Raw genomic sequence first — 17248 nt, forward strand, 5'->3', positions numbered from 1 at the left:
AACAGGATATCCCCTGGTCCGTTACAGGCGCAGCTGAGAGATAGTTCCCTGCGCGTGAAAACGTATTAAGGCACTCAAATTTCCGGGTAATCTAACACCGTGTCGTTAATCCGATTAACCGTATTGATAAACATGGTGGCGGCAATTGTGAGCGATATACCTATGATCTGACTTTCGGAATAGCCTGCATCAATGATTGACTGCACATCTAACGAGCTAAGAGTCCCCGTGCTTGATACGATATTTCGAACAAACTCGATAAGCGCATCTCTTCTTGGGTCCTCAGTACTTCTGGACCCCCGTATTCTCACAATGGCATCATACGAAAGCCCGGAGAACTTGGCTTTTAGACTGTGGACCGCGATGCCGTAACGACACCCCGACCAAACACTTACAACCAGTCTTATGATTTCTAAATCAGCATCTGAAATTTCGCTCTGTGCGACTACCTCATCTAGCCGTAATACAGCGTGCAGTCCCTCAGGACTGTGCGTCCCAATGGTTAGGTAGGTGTTAGGTATCATGCCCGCGGCTCTTTTTATAGACGCAAACGTTTCGGCCACTAATCCGGTAGCTTCATGCGGCTCCATAGTGGTTAGGCGTGACATCGAAAACTCCTCTGGATATAGCTTCCAGTAGCGATTTATGACAACTTCAAGCCTAATCCTCCACATTCGCCATGTTAATGCTAGTATTTAGCATTATTATGCTCGAGCGTCTCAAATGGACATCTTAAGCAGCCTACTTTTCCTCATGCCTGTGAGCGGTGCACTCGACACCCGATGTCATTTCAGCCCTCCCTGGAGGCTGGACTACGCTGCCACCGGTCCCTGTGAGATCCCTTACCACGTCCTTTTGCGCGGGACAGCACAGGTGGACGATGGGAAAAACCCCGTTCTGTCAATGCAAGCGGGAGATATCTTACTGATACCCTCCGGCGTCCCCCATGTTCTGTATGAGGGCAGCGGGTCACCATCGACGGTTGGCAAAATGCACCGCGAAAGGGGACTTCAGGTTCGAACTAACAGCAAAGACCCGAAGCCAGTCAATATGCTGTGTGGAAGATTTATCTTGCCATCCTCCCCACGACAAATGATCAAGGAAAGCTTGCCTCAACAACTAATCATTAGAGGAGTAAAAGTGCCAGAAGAACTGGCTCACTTGACAGAGGAACATGTTGCCAGTAGCCGCTTGGCTCGCTTGATTACATTGATGCATGAAGAGGCGATAGAGCATGGTCCTGGCAGTGAATCAATGATGAATCACATGTCTGGAGCTCTTTTTGGCATGACCTTACGTTTAGCCAGTGAGAGCGCTGAGCCCCCTATAGGCCTACTGCGCCTGGCACAGCGACCAAGGCTCCAGCCAGCTTTTACGGCGATGTTTGAAAACTACTCCAGAACATGGACTATGGCTGAACTAGCGGACTTGTGCTCAATGTCGAGAGCGACGTTTGCAAGGCAATTTGCTGAAGCTGCAGGCAGATCCGCCAACGATCTGCTTGTTGAGATACGGATGGCAAATGCAAGTAAGCAACTCGCTGAGACATCTGACCCCATCGCTAAAATAGCTCAAGACTGCGGTTATCAGTCAGATGCGGCATTCCAGAGGGCCTTCAAGAAACATATGGAAATGACACCCGCAAGATGGCGAATTCAATCAGCATACCTTGCGAAGAGAGACTTTGCTGACCAAAGCTAGTTTTGACCCGCCCTACCCCTGACACGGCTCTACCTAGGCTAAAAGTCGCGCGACAATTTTCCAGTCAACACTAGCCTGCCTTTTCAAGGTAAAAGATACGAAAAATCAGCACGATTTTGAAATAAACAATTGAACAAGCAAGATAATCTGTGCCAACTCTGAAGCTGAAATATATTCAGATTTTAATTTAATCTGTGAATACGGGTCTCGCTAAAGGAATTAGTAAGGTCGTCCCTTGGGTGGGCGCATGCTTTAGAGATTATGCGCCCACTCTTTTTTAAACTAACTAATCACTAATACAAAAACACGCCTCCAAAAACACTAGAAACTGTCACGCGGGGATAATTCGTCATTTGCAAAATCTGACTTCGATAGATCAATGAGCAAATCCCAATCTCAACCATGAAACAATATCAGCGCAACTTGAATTCACGTACCTGGCCAAACTCCAAGCACAAGTACAGCGCCAAAAATCAACTATCAACGTCTCTTTGATAGGTAGCGGGCACCATCTGATAACCACTTCTCGAGGTAATACGATGAACACTCCCCTCAATCAACCACCTAAAAACGAGCTGAAAATCCTTACTGTGTTAGACGAGCCAGCAGGCTCACTCATCACGCGTATCGGTGAGATTACTACTTTTGCCGCTTTAACCATAATTTATCTATGGTTCGGCGGAATGAAATTTACCATGTATGAGGCGAATGGCATCTCCGGTTTTGTGAGCCACAGCCCACTTCTATCGTGGATGTATAATTTCATGAGCATTAATGGATTCTCATACTTCCTGGGCATTCTTGAAATTTCAATTGGGTTATTAATCGCAGCGAGGTGCGTATCCCCAAAGTTTTCAGTTATTGGAGGCATATTATCTGTAGGATTATTTGTAACGACTCTTTCCTTTATGCTCAGCACTCCACTTGTATTTGAGCCGGCTCTCGGCTTCCCCGCCATAACTGTTGTACCTGGTCAATTTCTATTAAAGGATATCGGCTTACTGGCTGCATCCTTCGTTGTAATCGGAAATTCCCTCTCAGCCATCGAGACTCAAAAAAAATAGAAGTTGGAGCAACCGCTTTCTTCACCAAAACCAGAGCACAAGAAGAAAATTGAGATACGAGCTTCCCGAGCTGCTGTTCAGGGAAGCTCGATGCAGAGGTCCTGTTTATTGAACTCAGACGTCAAATGACTAACAAATGATCGTGCGACCGTCTTTGATGCAGCTCCTGCAGGGAGCGAAGCGTACAGTTTGATATCACCCATATCCCAACCTTCAAGTACGCGAATCAATACACCCGAGTCTATTTCGTCCTGGCAAGACCAAAGCCCTGTGGACAAAATGCCAACGCCACTCACAGCAGACGCCATTGCTACCTCGCATGCATTGGCAGTGATTTTCCCATCGATACTGATCGACACTGCTTTCCCATTTCGGGAAAACAACCAAGGTCTTCCACCTGCCGGTGAGGGCTCGACAATAATAGAGTGCGCAAGCAATGCTACAGGTGAACCCGGCATCCCTTTACGTACGAGATACTTTGGCGAAGCTACTAACACCCTAGGAGTACTCGTAATGAGTCTCATCGCTGTTGTAGCCTCCTCAGGCGTTACGACTTGCAGGGCAAGATCGACCTGCGCCCTCAAACCGTCTCGACCAGGCTGATCCGCAACCAGATCAACATCAAGCGTTGAGTGAGAATCAAGAAATGCTGATAACTTAGGTATAACTTCTCTAAGGGATACTCCGGCATGTATACCTAATCTCAGCCGCCCTCGAAGCTCCTCCCCCCCTTGAGCCGAAAAATTCGCCTCCTCAAAGGCCGCCAATATTGGCTCTAAATCCGCCAGGTAACTAGCACCCGCCGGTGTTAATGCCATAGCTCGCGTAGTCCTAACTAACAACATCACCCCGAGATCACGCTCCAAGGCGGCAATTATTCGCGACGCTGATGACTGAGAAATACCTAGCTCTCTGCTTGCGCGCGAGAAACTGCCTGTATACGCAACGCGAACGAACAGTCGAAAGGGAAAAAGATACTCATTCATGCAAAATCCAAATTTATGTTATCTACGCTGGGTGGCTAGTCAATTAAGTAATAATAACCGACTATCTTAGAGTTGGAGAGTTAACAATATACAGAAAAAGGACCAAGATCAAGATTAATGCTTAGATGCAAATGTCGCTTCGAGTTTTTTTGCTACGCCGTAGTAGCCACTACACCTATTGCGGTAGTCATCATCTAGCTTGAGCGAATAATTGCAGCATTTCGTTGCAACTGTCGGACTTAATAAAAGCAAGCGTCATCATCAAAACGCTTAACAATTACCACACCATCAGACCTGGGGGAAGCTTCAATGTCTCGCTTATCCATAACCCACCCTTCGTCAGCTCAGGGTACTATTTCAGAAATTTATGCCTCTATAAAAAAAGCGGCCGGTATCGTTCCAAATGTTTATGCGACGATTGGAACGCACTGCCCGACCGGTTTAAAAACAATAATTGAGCTTGATAAGGTTATCGAGGGAAGTACGCTTTCAGAAGCTGAACTAGCTGCAATCAGGCTTAAGGTAAGCATACATGCATGCTGTGACTACTGCATAACCGCATACGCATTTCTCGGGCAATTTTCGGGATTATCTAAAGCCACTATAGAAAACATAAGAACCGCACGGCCAACTTTAAACGAAAAAATAGATACGTTACTCGATTTCGTTTGCACCCTGATCACGTCAAAAGGGATTGTCGACCTCTCCAGCATCCAGACCCTTTTAGATACCGGATATACCGAAAACAACCTAATAGAGATTTGTTTAGTTGCGAGCAATACGACGTTCATCAATTTAGTTAACAGAATAAATAATACGACGATTGACTTTCCTCAGTTTGACTTCAAAAGTGAAGCCACGGAAAAAAACTCATAAAATGCGCACGTTTTTGTAATCGCTTAGCTCTTGATTGGGCTAGCCTTGGCTCATCTGTCATGGGCGATGCCCGTCAAATTGAGATGTCGCGATAAAGCGACAAAGCGGTGACATTCATGCCCTGGGGGCCTCAAGCTCTTGGGGCCTCAGGAGAGGTTGAGTCAGCTCGACGCGGAAAGGAGTATGCTTTCCAAAAAGCGAAGGGCTTTCAAACGCAGCAGCAGCGCAAAAGGAAGGCGCACCTACGATGGAGCAAAAAAATGTGCCACTACGTCCTTCTGTCCACGGATTTTAGACCAAGCGTTTCAAGGATTGCTCTCGCCCAGTTTTCACAGTGCTGCCGCAGCACTATGAGACAAGATTTGGATTCCGATCGTAGTTTAAATTCTCGCTAACAAATCGCGGGACATTTAATAAGAGAGGCTAATATGGCGACGCTACTCCTCCCTAACTCTACTTCAAACTCTACAGCAACGCAAATTTATAGCGTTGTCTGCGCACGATTCATGAAGCAAAGAGGCAATCAAAAATATTCATCGAATAGCGGACAGATGACGATTTTAATTTTCCTAACGGGAAATGGCGTGCTTTCGCTAACAGAAGCCAACATGCACAAAGAAGTAGAAATAAAATGTGGTACTTGCATTGTACTTGGATGCGCTGAAAGTGAGCAAAGCGCTGCATGGGAGCTACCGAATAACTTTGTTGAAATAATGATTGATGATTACTTTCTACTAAGAACAATTGAAACTTTAAAGCTAAACCTCACATCCCTCAAAAATATAGTTGCACATCATGGTCCAGAGTCTGGTTTCGATTGTGTGGCTCGTCGCGTCGTCGAAAAAATTGGAGAAGGATTTAGCTCGTGCGCCAGCCTGGTCAGGAACGGCTTTCACTGTCCCGCTGCGGCGAAATTTATTCTCGCAATGCTGCTAAAGGGTCGCAAAAGCAATCAATTTAATTTCGAAATGGTAATACCAAAATCACAGTTACCAGAGCCACGGTTCAACAAGGTCGCTGAATACATAGATCAACGTATTAGCTCCGCAATTCATGTAGGAGAGCTCGCGAGTATCGCTTCACAAAGCCACTTTCACTTCACACGCACGTTCAAAGCCAGGACCGGACAATCCCCTCACGCCTATATTTTAGAACATAGAGTACGTCGTGCCGAATACCTGTTGGCCGAGTCCACCTTAGGCTTGGCACAAATCTCTCAAGAATGCGGATTTAGCTCGCAATCCCATTTCAGTACTGCGTTCAAGCAACATATTGGTATAACGCCAGGGCAATACAGATACCTCTGGCTTTGCTAACCGTCACGTGAAACACCAATTTTGCCATGGAAGGTAAGATTCGAGACCATGGCGGATACCTCGATGATGTTTATCAGACGATGGGCCTCGGTTGCGCAGGTGAGTGCCGCATCCTAAACACACTATAACGGTCTAATTCCAAGGCAGGTTACTAATATGAGTGCCAAGAACTTTAAAACTGTGTTCGCCTGCATGACTTTGGTCATATGCCTTCAGCCAGCAATATCAAGCGCAGGCTCCCCATCAATACACCCAAGCAGTAACACACCCAGCTATTCACGTACTTTTGAACTGTATGTCGACAAGGCCGGAAACATAAAAGTCCCTAAAGATTATAGAACTTCGTTTATATTTTTAGGCTCATTCGCCGTGCCTGGTGGAGATTCACTAGGCGGACTGAAACAACTACACCAGGTGTATATCGATCGAGATTCAATTGAATATTACAAATCCCACGGCGAATTTCCCGATGGCGCTATGTTAATTAAAGAGTTGCAAGGAGCCACTGCTGCTGACTTAACGACAGGACACGCATCATTTTGGGATAAAAATGATGGATGGTTTGTGATGATAAAAGACACTAAAGGGCGTTATCAAAACAGTGGAATATGGACTAACGGTTGGGGATGGGCCTTAATTGCCCAAGATGCTCCGACAATAACAACCAATAAAGATACAAGCACATGTATCTCCTGTCATACTCCTGTTAAGAAAACGGATTGGGTGCACGTTTGGGGATACCCTCTCCTCGAAGCACATGACAAAATTTCAACACTTAACACTCAATAATTAAGTTTTATTTCAGATATTTCGGCGAGCGAATTTCATCGGAAAAACCAATGAAATCCGCTCATCCTCGCAAAATTTTAATCATTAAGCGTTTCGAACGGGCACCAGTTTAAGGCACCTGTAAACTCAGACATCCCTCATTGCACGTAAAAAGCACCTGTTTCTCGCGCTCGTTTACGCTATAACTAACTTGCTATAAAAACATATTTTTTTGCCATATCGATGTCATTCGACAAACTCATTGACTATCTTATAAACCATGTACTAACGATTATATTCCACCTTAGCACCGTACGTCCACTACCCCACCCACTAACGATGGTGACATACCTTATGCCCTCTTAAGATACTAGGCGATAAAATCTTAGCGAAAAAATATGTGCTAATGTATGTTTAAGCACGTCATCTTGTGCTTGGTATTGACGAGGACTAACGCAATTGTCGCAATTAAACACTATATTAGCCACAAGCGTACCCCTTGCTTTTATCATGGGGTTCGCCATAGGACGTGGAGACGTTTGCGCAGTCGCTGCGGTCAATTATTGGATAAACTATAAACGAACAGCTTATCTTCGGGCTTTCATAGTAGCTACAGCTTCGGCTGGGCTTGTGCTGTTGCCAAGCGCATGGTTCTTCCCCGCCACCGTTACCTTATCTCAAACCTACCAACCATCTGGAATCATGCTCATTGCCGGTGCGCTTTTTGGTCTTGGTGCCTTTTTGAATGGTGCATGTGTGTTCGGTACTCTCGCGCATATATCAAAAGGGGAAATGGACTATATCGGTACGATTGCTGGCATGTTTATCGGAGCTATTTTTGCTCCATTAGTTACATCCAGAACTGAAGGCTATTTTTTTTTAGAATTATCGAAACCAACTGCACTAGCCCTTTTCGTGTGGCTGGTATTTATCGCTATCGCTTCTCATGAACTAGTAATAAAGCCTCACTTGATCAAGTCTGGCGATTTTGATCCCTCTTCATATCGCGCTTGGAGCCCTACTTTATCAATGTCGGTAATTGGTATTACGGGAGGATTGCTCTATGCATTGATCGGGAACTGGGGGTATCTGACAGTGCTTTCTCACGGTGCAGCTAAGCTGATCACCCCCTATGTGCCGAATGTCACCCTCCAGGTATTTACAGCCACAGGAGCACTCATTTTTGGTGCCATTGTGGCAGCGTGGAAAACTCACAGATTGAAATTACGTAAGCCTGGTTTTCTTCCTCTTTTTCACAAATTTGTGGGGGGCTCATTAATGAGTTTCTCCGCCATAGTTATTCCCGGCGGTAACGATGCTTTATTGTTATATGGCATTCCGTCTCTAGCCCCCCATGCCATCATCGCGTATTCCATTATGTTATTGGTATTAGCCTCACTTTTTAAGATTCGCTACAAGCCTGAAATCTAATTATCGCTAGTACTTTTGATTATCGCTTTTACAAACAAAAATTATTTCAACCCTCCACTATTAATACAACAAGTGCATTCACATTTCCCTCTAAATCATCATCAATACCGGCTTCCGACTAGCCGACAGATGAGGGTGAGAGACCTCAAATTATATATCGACATAGCTAACGACAAGCATAATACGCACGTTTTTGGAAGAGCTGTTTCAAATCGTCCGCTAAACTCCCCCCGCACCAAATCAATATCCGGCCTTTTTGATCAAGGTGAGGAGCAGTTGCAGTATGGATACAGCTTGCGCTGCTCCTTCCTATTAGGCAAGGAGGATTTGAGAAAGGATTTCCTAGTTGGTGGTGGTCGATTTGCAAAAATCGATTCCGAATTCTACCTCAGCGAAGCGGCAAAATTATGATGACATAAACCCCTGAAAGCCCTGGATTCTTTGGCATATTTTCCTAGGCGGGTACGCGTTTTCTATCGAAGCGTTATTTGCTAGTTTCTTATATTGTCGCCACTACCTATTCTTACTCAGGATTGACTAAATCCAAACAAGGAGAGTACAACTTGTCTATTCAGCGACTTTTTACAATCATATTCTCAGCCATTATCATCAGCGCGATAACCCTCAGCCTGGTCGTAATGGCGATGATTAAAAACCAACAAAACCTAAGCGAAAGCGAAGAAAACCGCTATAGATCCTATTTATTAGCCGATGAATTACGACAAGGTTCTGACGACTTAAGTCGAATGGCTCGCACCTTTGCAGTCACCGGAGAAAGTCGCTACGCTCAGTTGTACAAGCAGATCTTATCGATTAGAAATGGACAAGAACATCGACCGACTAACTATAACTTTCCATATATTGACTTCCTTGCCGCAGGCCAGCAAGTTGATACTGGGTTCGATCCTGCTATGCCGCTATTCGAGTTAATGCGTCAACAAGGAATGAGTCAAGCCGAACTCGCAAAGCTTAAAGAGGCTGAGGAAGCATCGAACGAACTGGCGAGAATCGAATCTGACGCGATGGACGCCGCCTCCGGGGCCAAGGGCACTGCACCTGATCTCAATGCGTCCACTCACTTAGTCTACAGCCCTCGTTACGACGCGGAAAAAGCGCGCATTATGGCGCCTGTAAAAGAGTTTTTCGTCTTACTCAATCAGCGGACTCAGCAAGAAGTAAATGACTTGCGCTTCACGAGTTCCGTTTATATGAGCGTGGTGTGTGCAATGGTTCTACTGCTAATCATTATTGCGGGAATTGGTATTTTAACTATACGGCGCAAGGTAAGTGGCGCCCTGCTGCGGCTTTCGAACGACGCCCAACGGGTAGCTGAAGGAGATCTCAGCACCAATTTAGATACTCAAAATGGAGGAGAATTTGGGGTTCTTTCTCATGCATTTGGAAAGATGGTTATCAAATTACGAGATGTCGTGACTAATGTTGTGAACTCGAGCAGCCAGCTCGGCGTCTCCGCAGAGCAACTCACCAATACAACACGAATCACACTTGAAAACATAAGGCAGCAAGAGTTACACACTTCAGAAGTGGCGACAGCCATTACGGAAATGGCAGCTACTGTACAAGAAGTTGCCCACCACTCTGCTCAGACAGCAGAAGCAGCTCAAAAAGCTGACAGTTCCGCAGCAAACGGCCGCGCGGTAGTAGAACAAATGGTCAGCACCATTCAGCAACTATACGATGATATTGGCAAAGCTGCGGAAGTTATTCAAGCCTTGGCCGCAGACACTTCTAGTATCGGCGGGATTCTTGATGTGATTCGTAGTATAGCTGATCAGACCAACTTGCTGGCTCTCAATGCTGCAATCGAAGCGGCAAGGGCTGGAGAGCAAGGCCGAGGTTTCGCCGTTGTAGCAGATGAAGTACGAAACTTGGCGAAGCGCACTCAGGATTCGACTCAAGAAATTCAAGATATGATCATGCGCTTACAGGAAGGCGCTAAACAGGCTGTATGTGTTATGGATCAAAGTCGTAGTCAAGCTGAGGCGGGCTCCCGCCAAGCCGACAATGCCGGCCAAGCTCTCCAAAACATTACTCATGCCAATCGGGTAATCAGTGATATGGCTGTCCAGATCGCCAGCGCTGCTGAAGAACAGGCGGTAGTTGCTCACGATATAAGTCAGCGAATCGAACAAATTCGAGAGTTAGCTAGTAATAATGCAACGGGCTCCGATCAAGTGAGTAGCGCCAGTGAAGGAGTAGCCCGTCTTGCTGAGGGCTTGAACGCACAGGTAAGCCATTTCAATCTCGTGCGCTCCTAACCTCTAAAGGTTCATACGGAGCAATAAAAAGCTCCGACCGATCGACAAATATCTAGAGAGATTTTCTTAAAAAGAGAGTAAAACCAGGTTAATTTTTCGAGCACACTGTCACAACAATCACGATGTTCACGCGATTGCGCGATTGCGCGATTGCGACACCATAGACAAAATAGGCCCCTGAAGGGCCTTTTTTGTTTTTGCTAAATCTAAATTAATTGGTGAGCCATGATTCAACAGTGGCGGCGCCGTGCGCTGCTTTCCATTCCTTTAACGTCTTGTGATTGCCGCCTTTAGTTTCAACAATCTCGCCACTGTTCGGGTTTTTGTAAACCTTTACCTGCCGTGGCTTGCGCGAAGCTGACTTAGGCTCGGTTGTTGGTGCGCGACGGCCTGCTTGAGGGTCCAGCAAACTGATCACAGTTTTTAGGCTGAAATTGTATTCAGCTAACAATGCACGCAGTTTGCTCTCAAACTCCATTTCTTTTTTCAGTTCAGAGTCACCCTTCATGGACTCCAGCTCTGCGAGCTGCTCTGCAAGTTGCTGTTCGAGCTTACGAAATTCCGCCAGACGAGACATGAGTCAATTCCTTAACGTGTGGATAGTGCAGATTGCTGGAGCACCATGATATAGGGTTCAACGACTTAAATCCCTTTCGAGCTGATCCTTACGAACACCGTCGCTAACATGGCTGCCATTCACCAGGTACCACTGTAGCTGATAATGCATATTTGAGATTCTGTTCTTAAGCAAACTAGGCTAGGCAGAGGGCAAAATAGACCGATCGCTGCGCCCTAGATCAGCAAAGGGTATTTGAGTTTCGAATTCAACCGCCCCGGCCCGTTCAGTCTTCAACGTACAGAGAGGTTGACGTCGATCAGCAGCATGGCCTCTACACGCTATCAACCGGTTTGCTAAAAAGCTTCGAAAAAACTATGACCTTGACAGCGAGCCACCAGCCGAATAAAGCCGCAGAGGGTTTTCTCGCGTCGTTCCCCATCGCGCAACTGATTCGCCTCAAGTGGATGTCTACGTGATTGCTCTCCAGCACCCAGGATTCTTCGATCGTGTCGAAGTCAAAACCCCGCCTTAGGCACTTGCGGATGAGAAGACTGAAGAAGAGTTTGCGATTACAGGAGAGCGACAGCGCTTGAGGGCACAGACCTTTCAGATCTGATCGTCACAATCGTAGATAAGCGAGAACAACCTGGCTATCGGTATGGTCTCATGTCACTTGCAGACCTTAGAAACTCGATTCGTTGAGTTGAAATCAGTCGACCAAATCGGCGGGGACAGATACCGATTTTTTTCAGAAAATGAGCGCTCGGTCTCCAAAGCAGCCGAATACGCTGACGGCTACTTCTTTGAAGCAAAGCTTCTTCACTGCCAAGCCATCCAAACACTCACGCGCCTACGTACATTGTGTATCCCTGTGGCGAGGTGTGTGAGTCGGAATCACAATTAGCGCATCAGACTAATAATTTCCGGTACTGAATAAAGCTTGAACGATCAGCAATACGGTCGTAAAGCTGCATAGCATTGTGGTTGGATTCGTGCGTAAGCCAGTGCACACGAGACGCTCCGCGACGCCTGGCCTCCGTATAGACATGCTCGATCAATGCCCGGCCAATACCGTTACCACGTGCGTAGTCCGCGACAAACAAGTCCTGGAGATAACAGTGGTCGCTCATTGCCCAAGCAGATCGATGGTAGATCGAATGCACTAAGCCTGATGCTTGTTCACTCACCATGGCAAGCGCCGCGAACATTGGCTCCACTGGGTCCAAGAAGCGCGCCCAGGTGTTGAGCGTCACGGCTTCAGGAATATCTACTTCGTAAAATCGCTGATAGCTTTGCCATAGCGGAAGCCAGATATCAAAATCCTTGTTATCAATGGCTTTGATCTCAATTGATTTCATAGAGTGCTCCCATAATTTAGTTAGCCGCCCCAGGTCCTTCAAGGGTGCGCGTGCGAAGAGGTGGTCGAACACCTCCAACTGACAATCGAAATGATCTGCGCGGACGATCCACTCAGAGCCAATTCGAAGACCGAAAACGAGGGGCAACGAAGCGAACTAACCCTCCTCCCCTATCAATGATCAAAAGTCTTGCAGGGCGCACACCCAGCAACCTTTACGTCTCTCTTACCCGTGACGAACGCCTGCTCGGTTTGCTTCATGCCAACGTGGTTCATTCAGTTGCAGTGCCTACTCTGTGATTGGTTTCAAACCATACTTTTGAAAGTAGGTACTTTGGATTTCGTCCTGGCTTCGAGGAGGGCGGGCAAGGACATGAGCAGGGGACAGCAATGGAGTGATCGACGTGATTTCGATTTTGACAACGTGGTCGACAGGATAATCCGGGCCATTCGCCGCTCGAACCCAGTTGGCAATCACCAAGGACTCGTCATCGGTTGTTGGAAGTATCAATGCCCGCCCCTTGAATCGATAACCGCGCCTCTGGAAGATGTCGACTACATTAATTTCTACGGCAGGATTGCGCTTCAAGTTCAGTATCGTCCGCGGCGAAGCGATATCTGCGAAGTAGAGGACGCCGTTCGTGACTGTCAAAGACGCCTTCGGCGATAGATTGGGCGTGCCGTCTTCGTTGACTGTCGCGACGAACGACAATAACGCCTGCTTGACGATCGCCTCCATGTCATCAGTGATTTCAATCATAAAAATGAAGCCTCGCTCATGACCGTCAAGTCGATCGCTGCGAGCGCTTTGTCCCTCGCGAATATGGCCTGGTCCTGGTCAAGAAATGCAGTGGCCTGCACAGGAAGGAATTGCAGGGTTTTCAGGCCCACGCTCTCCAGTACCACCGATAAATACGTTGTGAGAAAATCCGGTTGATTGGCTCGATCACCGGTAAAGACGCCTCCGGAAGCGATGCCGATAAACACTGGACGATCTCGGAGCATTCCCACCTTTCCGGCCGGCGTCGAAATGAACGTGCGGCCGGCGCGAAGGATTTGGTCTATCCACACCTTGAGGACCGACGGAACAGTTAAGTTGTTCATGGGGGTTCCGATGACAATCACATCGGCTGCATCGACTTCCTGAATAAGCTCTTCGGATAGCTCCAACGAGCCCTTCGGCGGAGCCGCCAAGGTCGCTGGCGACGACAGTGCAGTCGCGTAGTCAGACGAAGCATGCGGAAGAGGGACAGCAGCAAAGTCTCGCCGGCTGACGCTCGCACCAGGCACTTCTTCAAGGATCATTTTGACGATCGCTGCTGAAAGCTGGCGGCTATGCGATTCTGGACGCGAGCTGCAATCAATGTGGAGGATATTCATAAGAACGATCCCGATGCTTTTACGAAGCCGATCACGACTATCATCATTTACTCTCCTCGGTCAATCCAGTCACTTCGAGCCCGCGCTGCACCGCCGGACGCACGAGGCCACGGTTGAACCATGCTTTAACATGAAGAAAACGGTCGAAGCCGACGAGTTCGCGCGCTTCGTAAAAGCCGATCAGGTTACGTACCCAACCAAGCAGCGAAATATCGGCAATGCTGTAATCAGCCCCCATTACCCAATCGCGATCCGCGAGCCGGCTGTCCAGGACACCAAGCAGCCGCGCTGATTCGGTTGCGTAACGGTCGCGTGGGCGCTTGTCCTCATAGTCTTTGCCGGCGAACTTATTGAAGAAACCGACTTGGCCGAACATCGGCCCGACTCCACCCATCTGCCACATCACCCACTGGATCGTTTCGTAGCGCGTGTTCGGATCAGTCGAAATAAATTGTCCTGTCTTGTCGGCAAGATAGAGGAGGATTGCTCCAGATTCGAATAACACAAGCGGTGCGTTGCTCGGTCCATCAGGGTCGTAGATAGCAGGAATCTTGCCGTTGGGGTTGAGCGCGAGAAAGGCTGGGTCATGGCTTTCGTCTGCCATGATGTCGATTCGATGCGCCTCATACGCGAGGCCAGTTTCCTCAAGCATGATACTGACCTTCACCCCATTGGGCGTCGGCAGGGAAAAGAGTTGCAACCGATCGGGATACCGTGCCGGCCAGCGTGTGAAAATCGGATGATCAAGTGTCACTTTCTTGCCCCTAAATTTGTCGACACGTACGAAAAACCCGAATACGGTCCCAAGAATCCCTCTAGGGTGCATCCGGGCTTTCGCATTACGCTCGTATCACATCAAACCTACAAAGCACCATCAGAGATCGTCGATGTGAACGGATAAACTTTAGATCGAACCAGCCGGGGTTACGACAGGGAAATCTTTCTCGGGATCGAACACGTTATTGAAAAAATTCGTCAGGGAATACATGGCCACCAACGCTATGATCTCCATGACATTCGCATCTGTGTAGCCTGCGTCGCGGACGGCTTTCAGATCGGCGTCACTGACCTTGCCGCGGGTCTCGATGACTTTGTGCGCGAACTGAAGGGCAGCGTGGCGCTTTGGGTCGGTGGACTGGCCCTTGCGAGCAAGAATGACTTCATCGGCTGGCATCTTCGCCATATGCTCGGCTGTAAAGCTGTGAACCGTCAGGCAGTAATTGCACCCATTCGCTTCGGAAACAGCGAGGCCGATGCTGTCACGCGTCTTCACGTCGAGCGCTTTGCTCATGGAGCCGAGCAGCGTCGCCCATGCGTTGAACGCAATTGGGCTCTGCGCGAAGGTTGCCATCATATTGGGAGTGAACCCGATGCTCTTGGTGAACGCATCAAGAGTCGGTTTCGAGTCAGCCGGCACGTGTTCCGGCATTAGAACTTCACATCTAGGCATTGTAGTCTCCGCAAGTTATTGGTGTTACTGACAATTAAACGAAATCCAACACTTCAGCCACCGGACGGCGTAGCTTCTGCGGCCAGTTTCCTGGACGCTCCGTACCGACGGACAACAACATGACCGGCACTTCGTTTTCGGCCAGTCCGAACTCACGGGCCACCTCTTCGGCATCGAAACCGATCATTGGGGTCGAGCCAAAACCCAGTGAGCGGGCGGCATAGATGATCGCCGACGCACCGAAGGTAGCCGTACGTACTGCCTCATCGCGCTGACGCTGCGGGTGCTCTAAATATAAGTCGCGTGCAGGAAGCTCCCAATCTGACACCATCTCCGCAGGCATTACACCTGCTTTAACCAACGGTGCTAGACGCTCTGGTATTACGCTGGAATCAGCCAATTGACCGCAGATGATGAAGGTAACGGCTGCTTCTGTAATCGGAGGCTGGCTCCAAGCAATCGGACTTAACCGCGCTTTCGCTTCAGGTGTGCGTACTGCAATAAAACGCCAGTTCTGTATGTGGAAGGATGTCGGCGCAGAGGTGCCGATTCGCACCAACTCGCCGATTTGGTCGTCGCTCAAAGTTGCAGTAGGGTCGTAGTACTTAGCGGCGCTACGACTTACGATACATTCGATGACGGCATTGGTCATGATGGTTCCTATGGTCGAAGAGATAAGTTGAAGCTCCAGAGAGCTGCGTCCTATGCACACCTGGTTCGCTTGAAATATCGGTAGTATTTTTCTCCTTTACTTCTGGTGGTTATTAGACAAATAAGCTGCTTGCACATAGAACGAGCAAAACCGACAACAAGCTTGTCCTTTTGTTTTTTGTTGATGGGTGAACAATTCACAGGCACAGAGGTAGCGTCATGTCTTTAACTACCCTGCCCCCTCACTCTCTAATCGGTCGAGGCTCCGAGGATGATTGCATTGGACTTTTGAATTGTTCCCGCAATGCACCTTGATCATCGATGATGAGATTCCATCACCAAGCAAAAGGGTTCTAGCTCCGCTATGGCTGCATTATGTGGCACAAGGGTCACAACCATCTCACGCTCCGACACCACGCTATATCACCTTCTTGCGGTGTTTCTGCATGCGTGTTCAAGCACAGTGTTTACTTGAGTGGCTTGGTCAGGGCATAGAAAATCGCACCGCCTAGTGCCTACTTTTTCGACAGTTGAGTCAGCGTCTGGTTAAGCCACGCGTGTAGTTGTTCTAACAATGGGCTTGCACGGCTTTGCCGAACCGCCTTTCTCTGATCGGGTGGTGGCCCGCGAATCTCGCTTTCGATGACATACAGGGCCGCAATCCGTAGCAACGCCTCGGCGGCGAGCGGTTAGGCCCGATCTTTTCAGACATCCTAAAACTTGCGTCGATCGTGAGCCCAACCGACGCCTTCCTGTTAGGTGCCCGCGGCATACAATTGAGCAAAACCGGCGTAGCAATTTGTCAACAAACTTAGGGAGCCGCACATGGGCCAGCAAGGCCTCTGGCTATCGGGCGATGTGCTCGCAGCGGCGGCAAACCAGCTTCGGACGCACATGGCAAATCACCTTGACGCGCGCCGAGACGTACTCCAGCACATCAGACACCTCCTCCCCCTAATGGCGAAACCTCACACCGCAACCGAGCATTGCGCCTCAGGCTGGTGGACATAGGTTTTATGTGGCAGCTGTTCAGGCAACAGCTGCGCCGAGAGACAACGTGAGGTGTCGGTTCGATTGGCCGTGTCAGTTCGATTGAGGTGTCAGTTCACTCTGACTTGTGTTTGAACTCTGGTGGGAAGTTGGAACGGTGACCGCGTCGACGGGCAGCGGCAGCGGCAGCGGCAGCGGCAGCGGCAGCGGCAGCGGCAGCGGCAGCGGCAGCGGCAGCGGCAGCGGCAGCGGCAGCGGCAGCGGCAGCGGCAACCTAGACACTGTCCACTAAAAAATGATGGACACTATTTTTGCTAATTCTGGATGTTGTCAGGACTAGGTGCCGGCCGCGCGTTTACGATCGTCCCGCTACTTCAGAAGCGTCTTCAGCAACTGATCAAACGTCTGAGGTGCAGCCTTCCAGACGTTCACGGGTGTAC

At 48.6% G+C, this 17248-nt stretch carries 17 protein-coding genes and 2 pseudogenes; 9 read left to right on the forward strand and 10 right to left on the reverse strand.

The features are described from left to right. Positions 1-74 precede the first annotated feature (74 nt). On the reverse strand, positions 75-608 hold the full coding sequence (locus tag D882_RS0102815; protein WP_027921821.1) for a carboxymuconolactone decarboxylase family protein: 534 nt from the start codon (positions 606-608) through the stop codon (positions 75-77). A gap of 115 nt (positions 609-723) precedes the next feature. Between D882_RS0102815 and D882_RS0102820 the strand changes: the two genes are divergently transcribed. Beyond that, positions 724-1701: an AraC family transcriptional regulator gene (locus D882_RS0102820; RefSeq protein ID WP_027921822.1), complete on the forward strand. Its 978-nt coding sequence runs from the start codon at positions 724-726 to the stop codon at positions 1699-1701. 539 nt (positions 1702-2240) lie between these two features. Continuing rightward, positions 2241-2765, forward strand: coding sequence for a YkgB family protein (locus D882_RS0102825; protein ID WP_027921823.1), 525 nt, complete (start codon positions 2241-2243; stop codon positions 2763-2765). 77 nt (positions 2766-2842) lie between these two features. Here the strand turns inward: D882_RS0102825 and D882_RS1000000131790 are convergent, their stop codons facing one another. Next, complete coding sequence (locus D882_RS1000000131790; protein WP_081743898.1) at positions 2843-3751, reverse strand: LysR family transcriptional regulator; 909 nt, start codon at positions 3749-3751, stop codon at positions 2843-2845. 309 nt (positions 3752-4060) lie between these two features. On the opposite strand from D882_RS1000000131790, the gene D882_RS1000000131795 reads away from it, so the two are divergent. The 6 genes and pseudogenes from D882_RS1000000131795 to D882_RS1000000133405 all read left to right on the forward strand — a co-directional run bounded on the left by D882_RS1000000131795 (position 4061) and on the right by D882_RS1000000133405 (position 10421). Next, positions 4061-4627, forward strand: coding sequence for a carboxymuconolactone decarboxylase family protein (locus tag D882_RS1000000131795; RefSeq protein ID WP_081743900.1), 567 nt, complete (start codon positions 4061-4063; stop codon positions 4625-4627). A 428-nt stretch (positions 4628-5055) separates the two neighbouring features. Beyond that, positions 5056-5943, forward strand: a complete 888-nt coding sequence (locus D882_RS1000000133065; RefSeq protein WP_256218286.1) for a helix-turn-helix domain-containing protein — start codon at positions 5056-5058, stop codon at positions 5941-5943. 156 nt (positions 5944-6099) lie between these two features. Then, positions 6100-6732, forward strand: coding sequence for a cytochrome P460 family protein (locus tag D882_RS1000000131805; RefSeq protein ID WP_081743902.1), 633 nt, complete (start codon positions 6100-6102; stop codon positions 6730-6732). 438 nt (positions 6733-7170) lie between these two features. Further along, positions 7171-8142, forward strand: coding sequence for a YeeE/YedE thiosulfate transporter family protein (locus tag D882_RS0102840; protein WP_027921824.1), 972 nt, complete (start codon positions 7171-7173; stop codon positions 8140-8142). Between the two features lie 1226 nt (positions 8143-9368). After that, positions 9369-9557: pseudogene (locus D882_RS1000000133400) on the forward strand (HAMP domain-containing protein); the annotation flags it as partial. Then, positions 9549-10421 (forward strand): methyl-accepting chemotaxis protein, encoded by an 873-nt coding sequence (locus tag D882_RS1000000133405; RefSeq protein WP_371258931.1) that lies wholly within the window; start codon positions 9549-9551, stop codon positions 10419-10421. The pseudogene D882_RS1000000133400 and the gene D882_RS1000000133405, both read left to right, overlap by 9 nt. A gap of 211 nt (positions 10422-10632) precedes the next feature. On the opposite strand, the gene D882_RS0102850 is transcribed toward D882_RS1000000133405, so the two are convergent. From D882_RS0102850 to D882_RS1000000131810, 8 genes and pseudogenes are all read right to left on the reverse strand, one after another. Next, the gene (locus tag D882_RS0102850; RefSeq protein WP_027921826.1) at positions 10633-10998 is read right to left on the reverse strand and encodes a histone-like nucleoid-structuring protein, MvaT/MvaU family; all 366 of its coding nucleotides are present in this window, start codon (positions 10996-10998) and stop codon (positions 10633-10635) included. A gap of 890 nt (positions 10999-11888) precedes the next feature. After that, positions 11889-12338, reverse strand: a complete 450-nt coding sequence (locus D882_RS0102855; protein ID WP_027921827.1) for a GNAT family N-acetyltransferase — start codon at positions 12336-12338, stop codon at positions 11889-11891. 288 nt (positions 12339-12626) lie between these two features. After that, complete coding sequence (locus D882_RS0102860) at positions 12627-13097, reverse strand: pyridoxamine 5'-phosphate oxidase family protein (RefSeq protein ID WP_027921828.1); 471 nt, start codon at positions 13095-13097, stop codon at positions 12627-12629. Further along, positions 13094-13717 carry an FMN-dependent NADH-azoreductase gene (locus D882_RS0102865; protein ID WP_027921829.1) on the reverse strand — a complete coding sequence of 208 codons (624 nt, stop codon included), beginning with the start codon at positions 13715-13717 and terminating at the stop codon, positions 13094-13096. Before D882_RS0102865 ends, D882_RS0102860 begins: the two co-directional genes overlap by 4 nt. A 43-nt stretch (positions 13718-13760) precedes the next feature. After that, positions 13761-14471 carry a glutathione S-transferase N-terminal domain-containing protein gene (locus D882_RS0102870; protein ID WP_027921830.1) on the reverse strand — a complete coding sequence of 237 codons (711 nt, stop codon included), beginning with the start codon at positions 14469-14471 and terminating at the stop codon, positions 13761-13763. Between the two features lie 150 nt (positions 14472-14621). Continuing rightward, entirely contained in the window at positions 14622-15146 is a 525-nt protein-coding gene (locus D882_RS0102875; RefSeq protein ID WP_256218287.1) for a carboxymuconolactone decarboxylase family protein, read from the reverse strand. Between the two features lie 55 nt (positions 15147-15201). Beyond that, the gene (locus D882_RS0102880; RefSeq protein ID WP_027921832.1) at positions 15202-15819 is read right to left on the reverse strand and encodes a nitroreductase family protein; all 618 of its coding nucleotides are present in this window, start codon (positions 15817-15819) and stop codon (positions 15202-15204) included. A gap of 517 nt (positions 15820-16336) precedes the next feature. Continuing rightward, positions 16337-16855, reverse strand: a pseudogene (locus D882_RS1000000131810) (transposase); the annotation flags it as partial. A 110-nt stretch (positions 16856-16965) separates the two neighbouring features. On the opposite strand from D882_RS1000000131810, the gene D882_RS1000000133070 reads away from it, so the two are divergent. Continuing rightward, positions 16966-17100 (forward strand): hypothetical protein, encoded by a 135-nt coding sequence (locus D882_RS1000000133070; protein WP_256218288.1) that lies wholly within the window; start codon positions 16966-16968, stop codon positions 17098-17100. The last annotated feature ends 148 nt before the right edge of the window (positions 17101-17248 follow it).

It is taken from the genome of Pseudomonas sp. URMO17WK12:I12 (genome assembly GCF_000514395.1).
GTDB lineage: Bacteria > Pseudomonadota > Gammaproteobacteria > Pseudomonadales > Pseudomonadaceae > Aquipseudomonas > Aquipseudomonas mucoides.